Below are 23,432 nucleotides of genomic sequence, written 5' to 3'. Positions count from 1 at the left end.
TGTACACCCGCTTTCTTTATGGAAACTATAGCACTGGAGATAGGCGTTCGATAATTGAGCTATAGTCATTTTATAAGCGCTCTATAGCACGATAAGTGCATAGCTTCGCTGCTTGTATAAGCCAGCTTTAATCAATTCCTAAGATTTCATGATAAATGGAAGTTGCACCGATTTACAGTGAATGATTTTCTTCACGTATTTACACAGTTCTGTGTAGGTGCCGGGTTTTGTAAAGAATAAATGGGCACCCAGTTCTAGAGCATCCTCGATATCGCGTTTCATATCTGAGGTACTCATGACAATAATCTTCGTGAGTGTCTGACGCAGGAGTTTTTTCAGTTCAACAAGACATTCTTTTCCATTCATCTTCGGCATGTTCAGATCAAGGAAAATAAAGTCAGGTAAAGCGATCTTCTTTTTACTCAGGAGGTCAAGGGCTTCTAAACCGCTGTTGCAGCTGTGCATGCGTGAGCCAGGAGATACGTCTGTGATTGCTTCCGTCAAAAAAAGCCTGTCGTCTGCATCATCATCAATAATCAATACTGTCTGCTGCTGTTTCATATGGTTAAAATTTAAAGGTGAGCAGAAGAGGTGGTGTATGAAGTAAGTGTGTCTAAAGTACTTAATAAATACCTAAAAGGTATGTTAATTATTATTAAGGTCATGTTGCAGTTTGAATTTTTAATTTAAAATTATCTCCAGGCAGGCTTTTGAGCGAAGCTCATCTGCTGTAGTATTCCCGGTATAAAATAAGGGCTTAGGCATGATTAGTGAATAGGTAAACCTAAAAGACACTATGGACTCAAAAGAATTATTCATTAATGGAGGGGAGACCGGACAAATGATGCATATCTACCAGTGGAAAAATAATATCATCGGCACGCCTGATACATGGCCTCCTCATTTACGTACCTGCGTTCGTATTATGCTCACTTCGGTGCAGCCAATGTTCATTTGGTGGGGCGAGCAATTCATCCATCTGTATAACGATGCTTTTATTCCATTTGCAGGCAAAGGACATCCTGCCATCATGGGCCGTCCTGCAGCGGAGATCTGGCCGGATGAATGGGGAAGGCTGTCTCCTGTGGCAACAGCAGCGGTGGTGGAAAATGCAGGTTCCTTCATAAAAAGCAGTTATTTCCTCCTGAAAAAAGAGGAAGATACCGAAGAGCTTTCCTACGCATTTTCTTATAGCCCGATCATCGGGCCTGATAATATCGTGGATGGCCTCCTGTGTGTATACAACAACTACCTGAATCCTATCATGGGGCATCGCGAAACACTGGAAGTGCCTGTCGTTGAGAATCCGGAAGATGTGGATTTGAGTACCCGGTTGGGTAAATAACATGTTCTGCCATGGAAACGATTCTCACCATTAGTTAGGGTTCATCGATCCTCAAATTCGCGTCTACGAAGCTATGATTATGTAAACCTGATCGTAGCTGGTTATTGTATTACTCTAATAATACTCAATAACCCATTCGCTCGGAAATATTATAAAAAATAAATATCTTTGTCCTTTAATCACTCACTGTAGTAACCTACCTAATGAAAACCAATTCACTCCTCATTCTTTCCCTCACCCTGCTTTTCGCCTGCGGCAAGAAAGATGACACAACAACCACCGGTACAAGCAATGGTAAGAAAGGTGCCTGTTTCAGCACTTATACAACCGATGGCACCTGGAACGGAAACATTGTAAAACTGAAAGCTAACTGGTTCTATACCTGGGGTACAGATGCTCCGCTGGATGTGGCACCACAAAATGCAGAATTTGTTACCATGTTCTGGGGTTCCGGCAATGTCACAGATGCGAATATTACTTATGTAAACAACCTGAAAAAGGAAGGGAAGGTAAAATACATCCTTGGTTTCAACGAACCGGATTTGTCTGATCAATCCAATATGACAGTGGCAAAAGCCCTGGAGCTCTGGCCTAAGCTGGAAAGCATTGGATTACCATTGGGTAGTCCTGCTGCTGCATGGCCTACACAGAAATGGATATACGATTTTCTTGATTCCTGTATCGTAAAGAACTATCGGGTAGATTTCATTTGCGTACACATGTATGTAGGACTGGATGATACACACTTCGTATCTGTATTGTCTGATCTGTACAATAAGTACCATAAGCCGATCTGGATCACGGAGTTTGCAACGGTAGATAATAATGCTACTACAGTAGCGGGTAACATGTATAAACCTGATCAGGTACTGGGCTTTATGCAGCGCTTATTACCAAAGCTGGATTCATTGCCTTATGTGCAGCGGTATTCCTGGTTCTCCAGTTCTCCGACAAGTGCCCGTTTATGGCCGTCTTCACTGATAGATGCCAGCGGTAACCTGACAACATTGGGTAAATGGTACGCGGATCATGAGCCGAATAATAGTATTAAAGCAGCGCAATAGTATATTTTCAGAATTGGCGTCATCGTCTGGATGGCGCCTTTTTTTATATGCTTTCGCAAGATCCCTTCATACCGTTGTTGGTAGCAGATGGAAGCTTTGCCCAATCCTGGGTATACTTAAACAGAGAATCGGGGAGATTATTTTGTTTTTAAGAGCCAGGTCTCCCGAAAATTGATTTCCTCCTGGGAGTCTTTGGTAATTGTAAACCCTGCATCCTCAAAGAAATTCTTCGCAGCATCAAAGGAGGCGAATTTGTTTTCTTCTACCTTATGGAAGTTCATGAACTTTTGTTGTCGCTGGGTATATACCTTATGAGCATCCAGCGGAGAAGGGATATAAATATCTGCTGTGATCCAGCACCCACCTCTTTTCATCAGCATTTTATGAATGATATCAGCTAATAGCTGCTTCTCTTCCATATTCAGGTACATTAGCAAGCCTTCATTGACAATGGCGACAGGACCTTCAGGAAAGGAATCGATGATCGTTTCGAATTGAGTTGCATCAAGGGCATTGAGCGGTGTTAATTGAAGCTGTCCTTTTAAAGGACCCTGCTGCAAATGATTGATAAATTGTAGCTTTCTACTGATCACATCATCAAGATCCGTATCAATGTAATGCACAGCTCTTTTGTTGGCAAGGTCTAATCCTCTGAATGAGTAACCGGAAGATAGTTCCAGTATATTGGTAATGCCCGTGGGTTGGAGCATGCGATCGATGCTATAATACCTGTCTTCAAAATGTTGCACCCTGGCATGAAACATGGGGGTCTTCTCTGTGCTATCAGGAAGCGCATGAAGCAGTTTGGCTGCTTCTTTCATAAAAGGGATCTGCGTAAAAGATTTGGTAAAAAGCAATGCAATGGCAGAGGGGCTGATCGTATTAAAATCCTTCACTTTTTCATTGAAGATAATACGGTTGGAGAAAGGGTCGGTAACGGTCATCTCAAGGGTATCTGCCGCCCATTCAACCCGTTCTAGACCAGGACGGTTATATGGATAGTTTTTGGACAATAGTTCTTCATGATATTGTTGCAGGCCTTCGAAATCTGCGATGGAAAATCGTGCGCCGGGAGAGCATTCACCATGATGTTCGGAAAGGTCAAAAACGAGGCCCCGCAGTGACATGCGCAGGTAGAAAGGGCTGTTGTCCGGTCGATGTTCCCAGCTGATGGAGCAACCCAGCCAGTTGACATAAAATTCGATTGTTTTGTTGTAATCAAAGACACGGAAAACGGGGATTATTTGCATGGTAAATATTTTAGAGAACAAAGATGAGGGGATGGCAGGAGTAAAAATTTAACGATTGTTAAAAAGATGCGGAGGTAGTTTTAAAGCCCATTTTTATTTGATCTGCGCCCTGATCCTGCTGAGTGAAACCTGTGTGATCCCGAGATAAGATGCAATATACTGCAAAGGAACACGCTGTACTACTTGTGGCCGCTCTGCCAGCAAATTTTGATAGCGTTGTTTAGGCGTGTCGCGAAGAAAGGAAAAGAAGTGCTGGATAAAGGCTGCCTGCCGGTCAATGGCGCGGTCCATGAGGAATGTATTGATGAGTGGGTGCTGGCGCATTTGCTCCAGGTCGTCTGAAACCAGCCAGCGAACATCCGTTTGTTCGATGGTTTCGATAGCGTAGGGGCTGGGCGTTTGTTTATTGAACGATTCGACGGAAGCAAAAGAATCGCCTTCAAAAAAGAATTGAAAACTGATATCTTTTCCATCGTGATTGAACCAGGTGCGAATGCACCCTTTTTTGATCTGGTATATTTTGCGCGCGATATCGCCTTCTTTCAGGAGAATGGTTTTGGGTGGGAAGGAATCATGTTTCCAAAGGTGTTGAAATTCTTTGAAGGCAAGTTGTAGCGATTGGTCCATAGTAAATTTCCCCAAAAATAATTTTTTATTTCTAATACATTCGTATATTCGTAATAAGCGACGCAGCGTGATTGTTAACCATTATCCATGCTGCATTACAGACCATATTCCTTACAAGAATATCAACCAAAACAATAACAATTAAGCCTATATCATGAAGTTTGTTACCACTGTAATAATCTTATTATTACATCTGTCTGGTTTCGCGCAAATAAGTGTAAATGTATATGCTCATCTTACGCAAACCGGTGCTATCGGCTCACTTTCATTTGATCAGACGACTGCATTGAGTAGTTCTCCATTATCTGCTACAGGAGGGCCTGTTTATGGCGGAACAGTAAGCCATATCCCTCCATTTGCATTATATCGGAATGATGTAAGGATAGGAAGTGTGAGTAGTGGTAATATTTACCCGGTAGGTGCTATTCGCGGGGATCTGCAGTTTTATGGGGATGAGATAGGTTCGGGGTATTTTTCAGTGAGATATGTGTATGAGATGGCTGCACCCCACCAGGTGAGTGGCAATGTATCATCTGGTACACAAACTTGTGCTAACAGTGCAATATCGCTTCGTTCTGTAAATAACTGGCCATTGTTTGATGATAGTTATGTGAGTACATCCGTCGTGTGGGAGTATAATCTAAATGGAGGAACTGCCTGGCCGGGTTTTGATTCGTCATCGGCAACTTTTTCGTGCTCATTTCTACCCTTATTGCACATACCTGTAACAAGTGTTGTCAATGTGCGTTTCAGATGCCGTATAAAGGCTGAGTATAAAAAGGGAACATACTATTCACCCTATAGTGCTGCATCTGAAATTTATACGATCATACCGGCTCCTCCCATAGTTAAAAATGTGAGTGAATTGGTGACAGGACCTGCCTGTGCAGGGAAAGCTAATGGTTGGATTTATTTACCCGGCAAAGCAATTAGTAGTGGAGATCCTTTCATGTATTGGTTGTTACGACCGGGAAATGCGATTACACCCTGTACAACGAATTGTGGAGACCTGGTAGACTGGAGCAATGGAGTGGATAGTGTGAGTAAGGGCGTAGGGGTAAGGGGTCTAAAAGCCGGTACTTATACATTATGGCTCATTAATTCCGGGGGTAGTGCGGGTAATTGTTTGACGCCATTGAAGGTAGTTATCCCGGAAGTAGCGGCTTTGTCATTGACAACAAAATCAGTTACAAATATTGGCTGTAATGGAGGCAGGGATGGAATGATTAGTGTGCAGGCAACAGGTGGTGGTGGGTATACTTACACATTAAAAACCCCGGCAGGCGAGCTGTTAAATAACACCAACGGCAATTGGAAAGAACTGGCGGCCGGAACTTATGAGGTCACTGTAAGTGATACAACCTGTAATGAAGCACAACGTATGAGTATCACACTGACAGAACCAGCAAGGATCTCCGCAACAGTGAATGTCGTGCATGGTTCCTGTAATTTCCCTTCAGATGCCAGAATAGATCTTGCTGCGTCCGGAGCAGATATTCATGTATACAGCGAATCCGGTATTTTACAACCTGCACTTTCCGGCCTGACTGCAGGGAAATACCTCATCAAAATAACTGATGTCATTCATCCTGCCTGCCCTTCATGGGATACCACTGTAACAATCACCGGTCCGGCTCCTCTTTCATTACAATTAATAGAAGCCGATTCAGTCAGCTGCCAGGGAGCTAATGACGGTCATTTACAGGTAAGGGGAAATGGGAACCTTTACCAGCTTACCGGACCTGTACAAATGACAAATGCGACAGGAGACTTTAATCATCTCCCTCCCGGTGAATACAAGGTACAGGTAAAAAGAAATGGTACGACCTGTGAAGAAGTCATATCTGCGCAATATACAGTCTACGAACGGCCACCATTGCAGGTGAGTTTACAACATACGCCTATTAGTTGCCATAATGCGGCGAATGGATATTTGCAGGCACGGGTGAGCGGAGGAACAGGTGCGTATTATTATACCTGGGAAAAGTTGGAACAAGCAAAATGGTTTGCTACCGGCATGCAGGTAGAGGACGTAGAACCCGGTACATACAGGGTAACCGTTACAGACAAAGCATGTAGCATAAGCTCTGATACCATAGTAATGGCTAATCCTCCACAGTTGTCAATAGATTATGTAGGTATCCGGGAAGCAATCTGCCTGGAGGATGGGGCTGCATTTGATATCACAGCTTCTGGCGGAGATGGGCGATATGCATTTGCATGTTCTATGGATCATGGAGAGACATATTCTCCTTTGGCGCAGATCCATATTGCAGGGGAATATGACATCAGGGTAATGGATGGAAAAGGATGTATGGCATGGGCGCCTGATACATATACAATAACATTACCTGATAGCCTGACTATCCAGACTAAATTGACCGATATCACTTGCCGGGGTAATGATGATGGTAGCATTGAAGTAAGTGCGGCAGGAAGTGACTATGCCTTATCCTATAGTCTTGATAATGAGAACTGGCAGGCATCTCCGGTCTTTGACAACCTGTTGGCCGGCAAGTATACCGTTTATGTAATAGATGACAGGACTTGCATGAAATCCTTAGAAGTAAAACTTTCAGAAGATACTACCCGTCAGACATTAAAAATCAGTCTTATAGGAACACAGGATGTGTATTGCGGAAATGATACCACTGGTGAAATCAGGTTTATAACATCAGGTGGAATGGCTCCCTATACCTATTCATTGGATAACTCGAATTGGATCGCTATCCCCCATTTTCCTGGCTTATCTGCTGGTCATTATACAATACAGGCAAAGGATGGATTAGGTTGTGTAACAAAATATGCCGCTGACATCATCGCAGATGATCCCGCTATGCAGCTATCTGCCAGGGTTACACCAGTGAGATGTAATGGTACACCAACAGGCGCGTTGGATATTACTGCCCTGGGAGGGGATAGTATTTATCATTATGCATGGGTGGAAACAGCCTTGTCAGCGAATCATATTTCACAATTGAAAGCGGGCAACTATCACCTGATTGTAACAGATGGAAAAGGTTGTGTGGTATCCGGAGCATACACAATTCCGGAGCCTTTTGAGCTTACAATGAAATTGAATACCACCACTGTTTGTGATGGTTTACAGGACGGCGCCATAGAGATATTGGCAGATGGTGGCATTGTAAACTATGCCTATTCATTGGGTGATGCAAACTGGCAAGGCGATCCTAAATTTTTAAACCTGGCACCAGGAAATTACACTGTGGTAATAAGGGATGCAAATGATTGTCTTTTACAGGAGCAGGTGACGCTTATAAAGCGGAATACACAACCAACGGTTAATTTCCTTGTAGTCTCCAGGAATAATGCCCTGGATACGTTAGCAGTCAGGGAAATCTGTCTTCCGGCACCGGATTCAGTTAATTGGGAATTCCCTCCTGGCGCAGAATGGCTGGGTACCGATCTGTATAATGCACCATTGATCAAATTTAGTCGTCAGGGTGACTATTGGATAAAGATGTATGCCACCTTTGGCACTTGTACCTACAATTTACAGAAAGTTGTAAATATCCAGCCTTATGATCCGCTAGCCATTCCGGTGTATCAACTTCCTGTCAGTATAATAGATACCGTGATAGTTTCACCCAATCCAAGTCAGGGCTATTTCAAATGTAGGATACAACTTAGTAAAAAACAGCAGACCACCGTCTCTGTCTATGACCTGAATGGACACATGATAGCCAGGAAACAGTATGCACCTGGCCTTTTGATAGAAGATAGTTTTGATTTGGGTAAAGTGCTATCCGGCATGTATCTCCTGCGGGTGATCACGGAAAATGATAGTAAAGATGTGCCATTCATAGTCAGCCAGTTCTGAGAGATTGAATAGGATGGTCAGCCATTGGTCATCCTGTTTAAAAATAATTCCATCCAATGAAAAACCTCCTGTATTTAATAATCTTATTGTTTTCCTATACAGGTGTCTTGCAGGCACAGGATTACCCTGTTAGCACCAGTACACAGATCATACCTCCTTATAGTCTTCACCTTCCTGATTATTATTCCGGTGGGAGTGATAAACTGCGCCTGATACTCTTACAAAGAGATCTCACCCAGCCTTCTTATGAAATCAGTCTCCAAATGACCCTGGAGAAGAATGGAACCGTGATCATGCGTAGTCAGCCATCTTTTCATCCTCAGCCGGTTACAATAAACGCAGGGATCCCTTCCATTATCAGTGGTGCAGCACTTGCCGAATATTTTATGGCGGAGAATATTCTTTTTAGCGGTGGGTATAGCCGGGAAGAATATGAAAAAACAAAATCATTACCTGAAGGTTCTTATCGTCTTACTTTCCAGGCATATGACAATCATCGTCCGGGAATACAGATCAGCAACGCAATAGCAAGTGTATTCTTCCTGCAAAGAAGTGATCCACCTTTATTAAATCTGCCTGTCTGTGGTAGCAGGATAGAAAAACGGGATCCGCAATTGCTCACGTTTAACTGGTCAATCCGAAATACCAGTCAGGCAAACATATCTTACATCTTTTCTTTGTACGAAGTAAAGCCTGCAGGTAGCCATCCAGACTACATTATCCGCAGTACCAGGCCTCTTTATACAACAACAACCGACAATACGACCCTTTTATATGGACCCACAGAACCCGCACTCATCGACAGTATGCAGTATGTCTGGATTGTACAGGCTATAGACAAGGAAGGGAAAGATCTTTATAGCAACCAGGGCTATAGTCAAAGTTGTTCATTTACCTACCTTGGCGTCAATCCCTTTGCGCATACAGAGAAGCCTGTGCTTTTCGGAAGAGCACAGGGTGAGCGGCAGATCCTATACCATTGGCCACAGGCTTCCGTGCCGGTAGATGCTTATCGCCTTCAATACAGAGCCCTTGCCAGCAACAACACTATTTATGACTGGCATACAATAGAAATTAACAGAGATACAACGACGCTAATTAATAGCCTCGAACCTAACAGGGAGTATGAAGCACATCTTCAATGGAAACTGTCAGGAGTATACAGTGGATTGAGTGATCTTTTAAGCATAAAAACTGCTCCCTTACAAACAATCGCATGCGGAGATGCCTCATTACTTATACTACCCTCTAATAGGGAGGTACAACCTGTACTTATGATTGGCAATATCATTCGCATAGGTCATTATGATGTATTGCTCACATCTCTTTCCTGCGGCCGTATCATTACGCCTGGTTTGGGATTTGGGCTCCAGGTTTCTTTCAAAAACGTAGTTGTCAATACTGATCTCGTAGCTATCAGCGGAGAGATGCATGCTGTCACGAAAGGAATAGATCAATTCATCAAAGAAGAACTTGATGCCCAGCATGGCGGCGATGATATGGGAAAGGTGAAAACCGGTGATGTGGTGGCGGATATAACAACCCGTTTACATCTCTTTACAAAAGATGCAATTCTGGTAGATACTGTATCCCGAACTATAACGTTAACAGACAGTGGAGAGGGGGATACTCAAACAATTCATTATACTTCCTTGCCCTTGCTTGTGGAAGATGCAGATGGCAAGATCTACCAAATCACTCAACAGGGTGGCGTTAACTATGTGGGGCAAAGGAATGCGGCCTTAGCGGCTAGTGCAGCAGGGTTTAATAATTTACAGCTCAATACCGGTCGCGTAGATTTTGCGGCAGGAGATGAAAACAGATATGCATTTGATACATTCGATAACGATTATGCTTCCAGGAGTGGCAATACGAACTATAATTCTACCATTAGATCGCTGGCTAATGGGAAAAATAGCTATACATCAGGCTATGAATCATTAGCCGATGGTAAATATTACGTGAGTGCCAAAGCAATCGTACCTGGTGCACAGGAAACGGTTATCGCCCATCGATCTGACACCGCTGCTATCATATTCGTTAATGGCAAGGGGATTGTTTATCCCTCTACCTGCACAGGTCTGAAATGTAGTGTCACTATTACTGGTGGCCCTCCCGGCGATGCCCAGGAATTATATGCGGTTCACGCTGATGGCAGTAGTATCGGGAAATTGTTAGTACCCAGTTATCCATTTTTACAAAAGAACCTTGTCCTGGTTCCTATTGGAGATAACATAACCATTCCTGAAAAGCAGATAGCGCAAACCCTGGCATCTGTTTATGGCACCATCGGCCTATCTTATACCCTTGTAATAGATAACAGTTTTAAGAATAGCAATTCCTGGGATCTGAATAAAGATGGAGTGCTACAAGACAGTAAAAGCGCCTTGCTGAGCAGCGGTTTTACAGGAGAGGAGAAGGCCATGAAAAAGGCTTATGTGCAATCTCATGATATTATTAATGATGCAGTCTATCTCTTTTTGGTCAATGAACTGGCAACTGATGGTAATGTGATAGATCCTTACAGCGCTACTCATGAAGGCACTTCTTCAGCTAGCCAAGAAGGTGTGCCAGCCAACACTCAGGAGAGCTCCTTTGAAGGCACTGGCCTGCTCGGTAAAATGCCCCGCAAAAGCCAATTCGGTTTTATATTCCTAGAAAACTCTCCGGTATACGAAATCGCCCGCACTGTCGCACACGAAATCGGCCATGGGGCATACACCCTGGAACATGCCATCAGTCCATCCAATAACCTGATGACCAGTGGCAGCGGCCTCGCACTTTACAAATTTCAATGGGATATTGTCCATGATCCTGGCAGTGTATGGGGCTTATTCGAGGATGATGCCGCCAGTGAACTAACCAAAGGGCTTTCATTATACAAATGTCTCCAAAAAGATGTACAATCCGCCTGTACATCCTCTTCATATTATGCACCTGACAGCACTATCATAAAATTACCCGAAGGCGCAATCCCTCTTTCCATATTCTACCAGGATTTCAGCACTGCCAGCCCGGCCATGTCCGGCTCTCTCAATAGTTTTGAATATAAAAGGAAAGAATACAGTGCTATATACTATGTCAGCAATGGAAAATTCAAAGGCTACAGCTATGAAAAATATGATACCTCAACCTACATCTATACTCATCCAAAACAGGCAGATGAGAAAATCAACATCTTCGAATTAACCAAAGATATCTTCACCTGCAATGTAACTGTAAATGGCACGCGTTATCCCAACGAGGGCTGTTTGTGTCAGAACAATGCATACACCCAACAATACCGGCGTCTCATGCGGGAAGTGATCAACGCTGATCAACCCGAGGTCTCTGCTGAAATTGCCGCCATCTGTAAAACTATCATCTCCCTCCCGGCAGATGTCCTTTCTACCAATAACCAACTATTTAACTGTTATTTCAACAACCCTGAACTATATTACGTAGACTGGAATGAAACTTCAGATGTGCTTACCTTCGATCAGCTGAAGCTGATGCATCAGCAGTTGAAGGAATTGGATAGCTGCATTAATTTGCTAAAGCGTTGTGAATTCGCAACTGGTAATGACCTCGTTCAATTCATTAACGCTCATTTCGTAATTGCGGGAACCAAGACGTCCTATCTCACAAGTGCTCAATTTAAAAATCTTAGCCCGGAAATCCGTGCCTGTTTGATAGCCAAACTTCTCCAGGGTGATTACGGCCAGCGCTGGTCATTAACCAGTAATAGTTTCGGAGGTCAGAACATCATGCTGGAGATATTAGGCACCTGTGCCAGCGTTGCTGACTTATACAGTGTGGTCAAAATATTAGAAAAGCAAGGTCTATTATACGCACTCTTATCAGATACCTATGATTATCTCTACGTATCACACGGTAATTTTTCCCAACTATGTAACGCCATCACCATCGCCTGGCTGAATGAAGAAAAGCCAGCCAACAATAAAGAGTTAATCAACAGGTTAATATCCGAAAAGAAGTTTCTCCTTTTCGACGATGGCTATTTCACAGCTAGTAATGGAGAGGCTTTCAGAGATAAAGAACAAAAAATCCAGCTGGAAGTCAGAGATGGCATGGGTTCTTACCTAAATATGATAACAGCAACCTTGGGGGCAGGTGGTGAGGTATTCTTTGCCGACTATGGCAAGGTTGATCCATTTAGTGGCAAGTTCAAACCAATGGAGTACCTGATCGTAGTTCCCAAAAGGGATGCGAAGGCATTCGGAACGATGCTGGAAATGGGAACTCCCTACATATTACCAGCACTCTCAGTATACATGTTGTTTAAAACGGACACCAAAGCCGCAATAAATATATCAGCTGCATTAGCATTAAACACCGGATTATGCGCAATTGGAATGGAAGGACTGACCGGAGTAGAGGCTGGTGCCGAAGTGAGTGCCGGTATTGGTGCAGGTGTTAGTTCTGGTGTAAGTACGGGAATTACAACCGGGGTTAGTACTGGTATTGGTGCCGGTGTTGCTGCTGGGAGTGCCAGCCTTGGTGCCCAGTTTGTAAATTTAACGCTTACCAATTTTGTGACTTATGTCAATGCTGCTCCAGAGATGCTACAGGATCATCCGCAATTTGTAAAATATACAAATTACTTCGCCTTAGCTTATATGGTAGGCACGCTAACGGTAGCGAGCACCAAAGCAATCCGTAATTCCAGGATTGCAGTTCCCCTTGAGATGATGGAAGTTTGGAAGTCAAAGATTATAAAGTCATTGGAAAAAGTAGCAGTGGAGTTGTGGGAGAATGACGTAGTCAAGGTAAAGGCCGTTTTTGAGAAAATGAAAGACGGAAGAAATTATTTGCTCTTTTATAAAGTAGGAGATAGTTATAACGTGATTATAAATGGGAAGGTGAATACTTTCGATGAATACTTAATTAAACGTTATGTAAATAGACCAAATACATTAATTAAAGAGGAGTTTCGTTTAATTTTAAATGGCGATATATCCGCGGCTCAGAAATTAAGTAAGGAAAGTGGGGAAGCTTGGATTGTTAATAAAGGGAATGTGAAATTTTATGATAATGGTGTAATAGAAGCAGAGTACGGTTTATTTGAGGTTTATCCAGATGGTAGGATAGACCTTAATCCAATAAGGATCGGGAATGAAGCTAAACCCGGGAATTTGGTATTGACGATTGGAGATATCAGGAGTGAGGAAGAAATAGCGGAGGATCTTTTTCAGTATATAAAGAATAAGCTGAATCTGGTGGATAAAGAAATGTGGTTTTCTACAAGGAATATGCAGGAGATAGTGAGGAGGGGGAAGGAGTTGGAAATCGCAAATGGGGAGATAGAGGATATGATTTTTAATGCGTGTAGGAGGAAGGATTATGTGGTTGAGGATGTATTGAAACAGTTGGAGAATTGGCAGGATGTGAGCGAGAGAGGATATCCCTATTTGTTTGAGAATTTGAAGGATTTTAGGAAGTTTGGGGATTTGTTGAAGGAGGTGGCGAAGGAGTGGGGATTGCCGACGGAGGAGATTTATGTGCATGGGAGTGCGTTGAGGGTGGAGAATCCGCAGGATTTGGATATTGCGATAAGAGTTGGGGCTGCTGAGTTCGAGGAGTTGGTTAAAAGGTTTGAAGATCTTTTAGATTCTGATGAAATGCAAAAAATATTAGGTCAAAATGGGAAAATTGGAGGTGTGAATATGTTTAAAACAAAAGATAAACTTGGGTTGTCTTTTACGGGTGAATTTCTTAAGAGGTATGAACGTTATTACCCTAACAAAATAGAATCGACTAAGAAAATTCAGATTTCAATTATTTTGGAAAATAGTGATCTTGATCTAAAGCCATCTTTAAAAATTCGATAATGGAATATAAGTTTTACGAAACATGGATGTTTCAAAATGAAAAAATGCAGATAGAAGAAAATACCCTATCTGCAAAAAAGGTTTATTTTAGATTTTTTAATGAGACTTCTCTTAAATGTAAAATAGGGCAAAGGTGTTTGCGAGGGAAATTTGGAGATGTTTATTATATAGGTAGAGAATTCGAAGAGATATGGAGTTATCATCAAAAGAATTTTAGGGAAGTCCAATATTTTAACTTGGTTAATAAGGTTTCTGACCGTAGTTTAATTTGTAAAAAATATAAAGGGGATACTTTTATTGGGTTTCTTATTTGTAATTGTGATGAAAATTATAAACTAAAAGCTCTCGCTAAATTTAATGAAAATTCCGAACTCTTGGAATACCGCGAAGCCACCTACACCCCCGAAAACACCCTCCAAAAAGACAAAATCTTTATCCCCTCCCTCTGGCAAACCTTCGAAGAAGACTACTAAAGAAAATCCCCTTCCCCCTGTAACAATTCCTCCACCCCCCACACTAACCAAAGAAACTAATTCACCTAAACACCAAACCTTGACCAGGGAAAATGACTTCCTCACACTCCTGGATACCCACAAAGGCATCCTCCACAAAATCTCCAAAATGTACATGGCTTCTCCCGAAGATCAACAAGACCTCTTCCAGGAAATCATCTACCAACTTTGGAAAAGCTACCCCACATTCTCCAACCAAAGCAAATTTTCCACATGGATGTACCGCGTCGCCTTAAACACCGCCATCACCTTTTTCAAAAAAGAAAAGAGAAAACCGCTCACCACCCCTTCATTCCCGGAAAACATCCTCTCTGAAGAAAGTGATACTCCCTCCCATGAACTAAAACTATCTCTTTTCTACATGGCAGTACAACACCTGGAAAAGATAGAAAAAGCCTTAATCTTCTATCACCTCGAAAACTACACCCACAAAGAAATCAGCCTCCAGCTGGGCATTAGTGAAGTAAACGCCAGAGTAAAGTTAAACAGAGCAAAAAATAAACTTAAAGAACTTATAAAAAATTATGGATATGAATTTTGAAGACATCCAATCCGCCTGGAACAAGGAAAGTAATGACAACATCCCGTTCCAGTTACCAACTGCCCTTAAAGATCTGAAGGGAAAGCAATCTCCCGTTAAAAAAATAAGAAACACCATGCGTACCGAACTAATCTTTCAATTGATTGGATTGGTCATCGTTGGTTTCTTCCCACAAATCCTCCACCTGAGCAGCAGTTTCCTGCTAGCCTTCTACATGACCTACGGTTTCATGATCATCATCTCCCTTTATTATTTCATCCGGTTCTATTTCTTTTATAACCGGCTTTACAATTACACCCTCAATTCCAAAGAGAGCCTCTTTACCTTATATTATGACATTAAGATAAATATCGAAATGTACAGGTCCTTTAATTATTCCCTGATTCCTGTATTGGTGATCATGTTGTCTCTTTTCATAGTAGCAAAAGTGCCATTAGGTAGCCTGATGGACCAAAGTCACCTGCTCACTTTAGGGATCATTATCCTGGCGATATCTACCTTATTAGTATATGGGTTTATGGAATTTGGGATCAAGGTTGGTTATGGAAGGTACCTTAAAGAAATAGGGGCTGTTCTTGATGAATTGAATGAGTAAGGGTAGTGTGGAAAATAGTCTACAATTGGTGAATCTTCAAATAGGAAGTGAATTAAGACTTGATTTAATCAAAGACTGACTAGAACTCATTTGATTACGAGTTAGAAATGCCTAATTATGAAATGAGTTCTAAAAAAAACGACTTCAATCATAAAACTAAACAGTGTTTTAATTATACTGAGAACAGCTAAAAACCGAAAGCCAGATCATACAAGAATGGCGCCTCCGACAGGGGCGCCATTACGTTAATATATTTAAAAATAGCCTCTAAAACTCACTGCCACCTCAAAACAAACTCTGCTGCTTCCCCGCATTCAACGGCGTATCATTCCCCAAAGGCGGCAACGCCACCCACTCCCAGTGCGCATCTTTCTCCAGGTGATCGGGCCGCTGCTTCCCGCCACGTATCGTATACACCGTATCATAACTCAACTCATCCACCGGCACCTCATAATTCAACACCTCTCTTACCCCCGTCTCCGTCAGCTCCGGGTCAATCCATTGTTTCGCCATCTCATGATGCACAAACAAAGGCATCCGATGTTTATTCTCCCCTGAATTATGAATCTGCGCCATTAAACCGTTCGCCGGCCGGGTTATCAACGTGTAGGTTCCCTCCTGGTATAGCTCTCCCGTAAGCGTATCCACCTCCGTACTTTCCTGGTACAAACCAGGCAAAAAGAATACAGGCATACCTTTCATTTGAACCAGGTAAGGCACCTTATTCTTCCATCCAATGATCTGCCGATGCTCATAAATTCCGCTTACGGGAATCAGGCAACGGTTGTTCCGGATCCCGTACCAATAAGACTTTTGGTCATCGAAGATCCGCTCACTCCTGGCATTGATCATCCCTGACCGCCTTGCCTTCCGTTCTTTCGGATCCTTCACATACAAAGGTGTTACCCCCCACTCCATATTCGTCAGTTGCGTTACATGCTCTTTTGTATTAATTACATAATACATCGGTAGTGCATGCCCTTCCACATGAATCAGCGCATCGCTATTCAATTCAAGTTGCCTATTGTCCGCCAGATCTGGAAAAATGTCAAGCGTTAACTGGATATTGGTATGAAAAGATACATCGTAACACATAGCGGATTATTTGATAATGTCATAAAATGGAACCTCCAGCCTTTGAGTGCCTGTGTTGATTACAGCCATCACACGGCCATGACGAAAGTCGAAATTTACATCTACACCTGTATTCCTGTCAGGTTTTAGCCGGGTCTGACTACGAATGAATCTTCTTACATCTTCTGCATATACCTGTTGCATCCGTTTTGCCCATTTCTTGTCTTTCAGCGAATCCAAGTATACCTGGTAAGTTGAAGTCGGGGCTATCAGGGCCAGCAGCCTATCCCGTTGCAGGGGTTGAAGCAAATCTACCATTTTACCTTCATTAGGCAGGAGATGTGACAGATGATCAGCCGCATCTTCAGGATAGCTATACCTTGTCGCCATAAAACCAGCTCCGTTGTTGATTCCGGCCCATTGAAAACGCTGCACTACCAGGATAGGCTGCCCCATCAGCAATAATTGCTGGATTCTCTCTATGGTGAGTGGCTCAAATGGATTGTATGGCTGGATCAGTGACATTGCACAAAATTGCGCATTTTTTCAATTAAATCATATACAGCCAATCAATCATAAAAGATGCATCCGGGAAGGAGGGGAGGGGCATCACCCTGAACACCATTTCGGGGAAACCGCCTTGTAAATACAATCTTCCTTTAACCGTGAATAATAATCTCAGTTTTAAAGAAATATTGAAATTACAAACAATGAAATTGATGGTATCAATTTTAAATAACGAGGACTAAATTGATCATAGTGATTTTCATTTTGATCAACAACCTTACAGGAAAATAAATCTTTAAGGGAAACACAATCTCCATATGAATAAGCACATGAAATCACTTAGTTTTAATATTAAATACGCCAAAGAATATTGTAGTGGAATAGAAATTTACTATGTTTACCGTCTCAATGTAAATACATTTTATATGCGCAAGCAACAAGGATTCTATCCGTTTTATTTTGTGTTTCTTCAGATGAAGAATGAGAATATCTCTTTCAAAGTAATAGTGGAAAGATTGAAATTAGTGCCTACGGATATTCTTAATGAATGGAATGAAAAATTTGAAACTGAACATCCACAAATTGATCCGGAGCATTACCTGTATGTAGAACTCCCTCCGCGGACAGATAATACTTGTCGCTATCAACCTTACCATTTCGAAAATACCCTCGATGCCCTTCGCTTTGAGTTAGATGAATTATTATATGAAAAATCTCGAGGTATGCTATGTGATTCTGCAACTGGAGATGACGAAACCTTTTTGATTATGCTGGAAGATACAAATTCAATTTGCCATCGATACCTGACAGACATAACGATTACGCCTGTGGGGGAAAATAATTACTGGATCAGTTTTAGCCTGATAGAATCCAATGAAAGAATCATTAAACGCGCAAAGAAAGCCATTAAGTTTTATATGAAATGGATTTTTACAAGAAGAAACCTGACCGCGTTTAGCTGGAACTGATAATAATATAAACCCCTCCCCATTCCCCAAATATTCCTTACTTTTCACCTACAATAATGGCAGGAGAATTGCAACAATGCCATTAATTACCACTATCCGGCGCTAATTAATCAGATCCAACACCATTTTAATTATGCCCAACTGCATAAATCTACATCATCAGACCAGTATGAGAACAATATCCATCATCTACCTGATCATCTTCTTCACGGCCTGTAAATCATCTACCCCCGTCAAAGATGCATCCCCCATCCAACTATATCCCGGACTTTTCGAAGATGTCCAGTCCGCACATATCTTTCCAGACAGCAAGACCTTTGCGGATGCCATCCCAAAGCAAACCTCATCTGCAATCCTGGCTGATTACAAAAAACAAAAATCACAAACATCCTTCCAGTTAGCCGCTTTCGTAAACGATCACTTCACCATCCCTGCACCAGCCGCCGCCAATTACATCACCGATACCGCCCAGGATGTCTCCGCCCACATCCACTCGCTATGGAAAATATTACAACGCACTCCTGACAAACAGGAAACCGGCGGCTCCCTCATTGCCCTCCCACACCCCTACATCGTACCCGGTGGCCGGTTCAGGGAAGTCTATTACTGGGATAGCTACTTCACCATGCTCGGCCTGAAAGAAGACGGAGATACCGCCCAGATCAACAATATCATCAACAATTTCGTATGGCTCCTCGAAAACCATGGCAGTATTCCCAACGGCAACCGCAGCTATTACCTTACCCGCTCACAACCGCCATTCTTTTCCCTGATGCTGGAACTGACCAACCACCCTGTTTCCAATTACCTCGATGCTCTACAGAAAGAATATGATTTCTGGATGCACAGCTCCCAAAAAGAAACCGACGAACATGTAGTAATGATGCCCAATGGCCATCGTATGAACCGTTATTTTGACAAAGGAACCTGGCCACGGGAAGAAGCCTACACGGAAGACATTCAGACCGCTCAACAAGCTGTAAATAACAAAACAAAAGAAGCCATTTACAGGGAATTACGTTCCGGCGCTGAAACCGGCTGGGATTTTAGCAGCCGCTGGCTGGAAGACGGACAGTCACTGAAAACAATCCACGTCACCGATATCGTGCCCGTAGACCTCAATTGCCTCCTCTACCACCTGGAAAAGACACTGGCAGCTGCCTATCATGAAAAAGGGAATAACGCCAGAGCAAGCGAATTTGAGCAGCTCGCAAAACAAAGAGCAGAGGATATTATCAAATATTGCTGGGATGATAACAAAGGCTGGTTCATGGATTTTGATTTCAAGAAGAATACCCATACAAATATTCCAAGCCTGGCAGGTATGTATCCTTTGTTTTTTAACATAGCTGCTCAGGTGCAGGCAGATACCATGATGAAAGAATTAAAAACAGTATTCCTGCAACCCGGTGGACTCGTCTCCACACCCGTCAATACCGGCCAGCAATGGGATGCGCCGAATGGCTGGGCACCCTTGCAATGGATGTCCATTGCCGGTCTGATGAACTATCACAAAGATTCACTGGCTGGAGAAATCGCCTCAAGATGGGCTCATCTGAATATTAAAACATTCAGCGCTACCGGTAAATTACTGGAAAAATACAATGTGGTAGATACAAGCCTCGCCGGTGGAGGAGGAGAGTATCCTAACCAGGATGGGTTTGGCTGGACCAATGGTGTGCTGCTGAAAATTCTGCATATGCAGGAAAGAGCTGAGCTGAAATATCCATAATTCTTCAAAATTTTGTAACAGCCCTTTTTAATAAATACTAATTTCTTTCATCCCAAACCATCCCGCCATCGTTGCCGGGAACGATTGCGTAAATAAATCTCCTGCCTCTCATTCGTATATCATCCAATTAATTGTAAAATTGACATAGTTGCGCAGCTGATTAATACCCTCATTTCTTAACCTCTTATTTCCTAGTTATGAAGATCAATCTGATGATTGCCCTATTGGTATTTGCATGTACCAGCTGTAGCAAAAACGAAGATCAGGTAAAGCTGCCTACCCCCGCTACCACCGCAGCTATAGGCGAAGTTACCGCCGCCGCTACCACTACTGTTACCACCGAAGCCGCCCTGAAAACTGCCGTTGCAAACGCAAAAGCAGGCGATGTCATCACCATCAGTGGTACTATCAATCTCACCAGTACCCTGCAATTACTCAATAGCGGTACCTCCAGCTCCAAAATCAATATCAGCGGCGGAACCCTCAACGCTGCCAAGGCCGGTAGCTGGGCCGTAAAAGTAAATGGCAGCTATTGGAACATCCAGAACATGCGCATTACCGGCGGCCCTTCTTCCGGTATCGTTTTCCAGTCTGGCGGGAATAACTACGTTAACAACATCACCGCCGACTACAACGGTAACACCGGCATCCAGGTGTATAATGGCGCCTATAATGTAAGTGTCAATAACTGTCATTCAAATCAAAACTACGATGTATCCGCAGGTGGTGAAGACGCCGATGGCTTTGCCTGCAAGCTCTCCAGCGGTGCAGGTAATTCATTTACCGGTTGCTATGCTTCCTACAATTCTGATGATGGTTGGGATCTGTATGGCAATCCTTACCCTGTAAAAATCTCTGGTTGTACTGCTGAACACAATGGTAAAGGTTCCAACGGCGATGGCAACGGGTTCAAATTAGGTAGCTCTGGCCAGAGCATTGCACATACTATTACTAACTGCGTATCAAATTATAACTCTCCAGGTTGGGGCTTTACAAGAAATGGTAATGCGAAAGGAGTAATAAAATACAGCGGTTTGAGTGGTACCGGTAATGCTGCAGGTCTAATCGATCTGTAATAACGATAAACAAAAGCGAACGCTTGATAGATCTAAAATTCAACTTAATTAAAACTCATTTCATAATTGCTGTTTATGTATTGATTATCAATTATAAACCCTATTTATGAAATGAGTTCTAAATAAAAAACTCGCTTTTACCGAATGAGTAAAAGCGAGTTTTTATAAACAGGTATTTGTAGCGTGCTTATTATTCATTTACTTACCAAAGCTATTACCCCTGCATCCCCCGCACGCCTCGCATGATCTGCCGGGGAATCTCCATTCCCATCCCTCACATCTACCCGTGCACGATAACTCAGCAATAATTTCACCATCCCCGTATCCCTGTTCCTGCACGCATTCATCAAAGCCGTGTTTCCATTATCATCCGCCGCATTTACATCCGCCCTGCGATCCAGTAACATCCTCGTCAACAATACATTGTGCCTGTTTGCCAGCAACATCAACATGGTCTCATGGTCATGCATCTTACAATTCACCTCCGCCCCAAAATCCAAAAATAATTTCGCTACATCCGCATGCTCATTCGATACCGCATAGGCCAGTGGCGTCAACCCCTCTCTGGAAAAAATCTCCAGTTCCGCTCCCTGTCTTAGCAATAACTCCGTAATTTCAAGATGCCCCCTGCTGGCTGCATACATCAGTGGCGATACACTATCCCTGTTCATGGTATTTACATTCGCATTGTGAGACAACAATACATTCACCGTCGTCTTAAATCCCTTAAATGCCGCCAGTGACAAGGCCGTTTCTCCGAAATTATTCTTCGCCTCAATATTCGCGTGTGCCCCCAATAAGGTCGCCACGATATTCGGTTCATCATCCGCCGCCGCCCTGATCAATGGCGTAAATCCTTCCGCATCCCTGACTTCCGTATCAGCATGATGCTTCAGGTCATAACGGATACTCGCCTCATCTTTATGTACCACTGCATGCATCAGGTCCTTGTCATATAAGTTACATGCACTGAATGTTACAAACAACAATAAGTAATAAGGTTTCATAAGGAGATTTTAATAAATGATGCAGCTTCTGGTGGAATCGCTGGCTGCTGACTTGTTTGGAAATGTACATTCTTGAATTGAAGATCCTTGATAGCTGTTGCTACTACGCCCTTTTCGGCTTGGATATATACATTTTTAAAGTGCAGGTCGTGCACCGGCATCTCCGGCAACCCGCGAAACAACATCGCTGTCTTCGCACCATTGCAGATAATATTGCTGATGTAAAAATTACAAAACTCAGGGATCTTAACCGTTGCTGCATCCGTCAATGTTGCTGCCTCATAGTAGGTGTCAAATGAAACTGCCTCATTCACGATAGATACCATCCTTATACTATCTATGTAAATATCCTTTACCAATCCACCCCTGCCTTTGTTACTCTTTACACGTATTCCTACATCACTGCCTTCAAACAAACAATTCGTTACATAGATATTGCGCATTCCCCCATCTGTATTACTCCCGATCACAAAACCTCCATGCGCACGGTATACAATACACTCGGCAATCAGGATATCGGAAAGCGCTGCTGAACTTCCGTCTCCGCTTGACTTCATACAAATCCCATCATCCCCTGCACTCACCGTTGTATGATAGATGATCACCCCCTTACTGGCACTGATATCGATGCCATCGCCATTCTGCGCCCATGATTCGTTAAACACATGCGTATGGCGGATGATCAGGTCACTTACTTTTTGCGGACTAATCACAAAATTCGGGGAATTTCTAAACGTTGGCCCATCAATCAATATCCGTTTGCTATTGGTGATCACCACCATCTTAGGTCGCAGAAAATCTCTTGCTGGTAAATAATCCTCAGCTGTTGCGCCGTTTTTCAAAGTCTTCACATAACGCTCTCCATTCATCGCCTCCTTACTGGGCCACCATATTTTTCCGTCCTCGCTCACTACACCACCAGAAGCCACCACCTTCTCCCAATGCGCCGGGGTCACCTTCATCTTCTTCAGCGGTCGCCAGCTTTGCCCGTTGCCATCAAAAGTTCCTTCTCCTGTAATAGACACATTCTCCAGGTCACGGCCACTGATAGGAGGCGCTACCTCAAACCGGTGACCTGCCGGCAATAAAGGATATAAGGTACGATCTGGTGTAAATAATACTAAGGCATCTTTCTCTACATGCAGGTCTACATTACTCTTCAGTACGATCGGCCCCGTAAGCCAGGTGCCCGCAGGCACAATAACATGCCCGCCTCCCGCCGCCGCACAGGCACTGATGACACGCTCAAAAGCTGCGGTGTTTAAAACCGTACCCCCTTCTACTGCACCATAATCACTCAGTACAAAACGGGATGATGGAATAACAGGTTCCCGGATCGCCTGCATGGGAAACGGCGCCTTATTCAGGTAATATTCGATCGGGTGGGTCTGGGATAGGGCAGGGAGGGATAGTACACAGACCACTGCCAGTAATAAAAGTTGTCTCATGGAACGTGGGAATT

Annotated in this window: 17 protein-coding genes; 10 read left to right on the top strand and 7 right to left on the bottom strand. The window is 43.1% G+C overall.

Features of this window, described 5'->3' with window-relative positions:
* Nucleotides 1–138 precede the first annotated feature (138 nt).
* Nucleotides 139–561: a response regulator gene (locus U0033_RS08140; protein WP_072362306.1), complete on the bottom strand. Its 423-nt coding sequence runs from the start codon at nt 559–561 to the stop codon at nt 139–141.
* A 235-nt stretch (nt 562–796) separates the two neighbouring features.
* On the opposite strand from U0033_RS08140, the gene U0033_RS08135 reads away from it, so the two are divergent.
* On the top strand, nt 797–1,345 hold the full coding sequence (locus U0033_RS08135) for a hypothetical protein (protein ID WP_072362308.1): 549 nt from the start codon (nt 797–799) through the stop codon (nt 1,343–1,345).
* 203 nt (nt 1,346–1,548) lie between these two features.
* Complete coding sequence (locus tag U0033_RS08130; protein WP_072362309.1) at nt 1,549–2,409, top strand: glycosyl hydrolase; 861 nt, start codon at nt 1,549–1,551, stop codon at nt 2,407–2,409.
* Between the two features lie 137 nt (nt 2,410–2,546).
* Here the strand turns inward: U0033_RS08130 and U0033_RS08125 are convergent, their stop codons facing one another.
* Complete coding sequence (locus U0033_RS08125; RefSeq protein WP_072362311.1) at nt 2,547–3,659, bottom strand: glyoxalase superfamily protein; 1,113 nt, start codon at nt 3,657–3,659, stop codon at nt 2,547–2,549.
* A gap of 93 nt (nt 3,660–3,752) precedes the next feature.
* Nucleotides 3,753–4,286, bottom strand: a complete 534-nt coding sequence (locus U0033_RS08120) for a Crp/Fnr family transcriptional regulator (protein WP_072362312.1) — start codon at nt 4,284–4,286, stop codon at nt 3,753–3,755.
* 154 nt (nt 4,287–4,440) lie between these two features.
* On the opposite strand from U0033_RS08120, the gene U0033_RS08115 reads away from it, so the two are divergent.
* From U0033_RS08115 to U0033_RS08095, 5 genes are read left to right on the top strand one after another with little or no spacing between them, the layout of a single operon-like run.
* Entirely contained in the window at nt 4,441–8,127 is a 3,687-nt protein-coding gene (locus tag U0033_RS08115; RefSeq protein ID WP_072362313.1) for a T9SS type A sorting domain-containing protein, read from the top strand.
* A 56-nt stretch (nt 8,128–8,183) separates the two neighbouring features.
* Nucleotides 8,184–13,958 carry a fibronectin type III domain-containing protein gene (locus U0033_RS08110; protein WP_072362314.1) on the top strand — a complete coding sequence of 1,925 codons (5,775 nt, stop codon included), beginning with the start codon at nt 8,184–8,186 and terminating at the stop codon, nt 13,956–13,958.
* A complete protein-coding gene (locus U0033_RS08105; RefSeq protein WP_072362315.1) occupies nt 13,958–14,431 on the top strand; it encodes a hypothetical protein in 474 nt (157 codons plus the stop codon). The genes U0033_RS08110 and U0033_RS08105 overlap by 1 nt, the downstream gene beginning before the upstream one ends.
* Nucleotides 14,316–15,011, top strand: coding sequence for an RNA polymerase sigma factor (locus U0033_RS08100; RefSeq protein ID WP_083571571.1), 696 nt, complete (start codon nt 14,316–14,318; stop codon nt 15,009–15,011). Before U0033_RS08105 ends, U0033_RS08100 begins: the two co-directional genes overlap by 116 nt.
* Nucleotides 15,001–15,606, top strand: a complete 606-nt coding sequence (locus tag U0033_RS08095; protein ID WP_072362317.1) for a hypothetical protein — start codon at nt 15,001–15,003, stop codon at nt 15,604–15,606. Before U0033_RS08100 ends, U0033_RS08095 begins: the two co-directional genes overlap by 11 nt.
* A gap of 285 nt (nt 15,607–15,891) precedes the next feature.
* Here U0033_RS08095 and U0033_RS08090 read toward each other — a convergent pair whose 3' ends face one another.
* Nucleotides 15,892–16,701 (bottom strand): SOS response-associated peptidase, encoded by an 810-nt coding sequence (locus U0033_RS08090; protein WP_072362318.1) that lies wholly within the window; start codon nt 16,699–16,701, stop codon nt 15,892–15,894.
* Between the two features lie 6 nt (nt 16,702–16,707).
* A complete protein-coding gene (locus U0033_RS08085; protein WP_072362319.1) occupies nt 16,708–17,205 on the bottom strand; it encodes a hypothetical protein in 498 nt (165 codons plus the stop codon).
* A gap of 407 nt (nt 17,206–17,612) precedes the next feature.
* Here U0033_RS08085 and U0033_RS08080 point away from each other — a divergent pair, with 407 nt between their 5' ends.
* The 3 genes from U0033_RS08080 (at nt 17,613) to U0033_RS08070 (ending at nt 20,963) form a co-directional block, all read left to right on the top strand.
* Nucleotides 17,613–18,155 carry a hypothetical protein gene (locus tag U0033_RS08080; protein WP_143150748.1) on the top strand — a complete coding sequence of 181 codons (543 nt, stop codon included), beginning with the start codon at nt 17,613–17,615 and terminating at the stop codon, nt 18,153–18,155.
* A gap of 169 nt (nt 18,156–18,324) precedes the next feature.
* Nucleotides 18,325–19,887, top strand: coding sequence for an alpha,alpha-trehalase TreA (gene treA / locus U0033_RS08075; RefSeq protein WP_072362321.1), 1,563 nt, complete (start codon nt 18,325–18,327; stop codon nt 19,885–19,887).
* Between the two features lie 197 nt (nt 19,888–20,084).
* Nucleotides 20,085–20,963, top strand: coding sequence for a right-handed parallel beta-helix repeat-containing protein (locus U0033_RS08070; RefSeq protein ID WP_072362322.1), 879 nt, complete (start codon nt 20,085–20,087; stop codon nt 20,961–20,963).
* Between the two features lie 194 nt (nt 20,964–21,157).
* On the opposite strand, the gene U0033_RS08065 is transcribed toward U0033_RS08070, so the two are convergent.
* Complete coding sequence (locus U0033_RS08065; RefSeq protein ID WP_072362323.1) at nt 21,158–21,970, bottom strand: ankyrin repeat domain-containing protein; 813 nt, start codon at nt 21,968–21,970, stop codon at nt 21,158–21,160.
* Nucleotides 21,967–23,418 carry a glycoside hydrolase family 28 protein gene (locus U0033_RS08060; protein WP_072362324.1) on the bottom strand — a complete coding sequence of 484 codons (1,452 nt, stop codon included), beginning with the start codon at nt 23,416–23,418 and terminating at the stop codon, nt 21,967–21,969. Before U0033_RS08060 ends, U0033_RS08065 begins: the two co-directional genes overlap by 4 nt.
* Between the last annotated feature and the right edge of the window lie 14 nt (nt 23,419–23,432).

It is taken from the genome of Chitinophaga sancti (assembly GCF_034424315.1).
Taxonomy (GTDB): Bacteria; Bacteroidota; Bacteroidia; order Chitinophagales; family Chitinophagaceae; genus Chitinophaga; species Chitinophaga sancti.
This window is presented reverse-complemented; position numbering and strand designations above follow the sequence as displayed.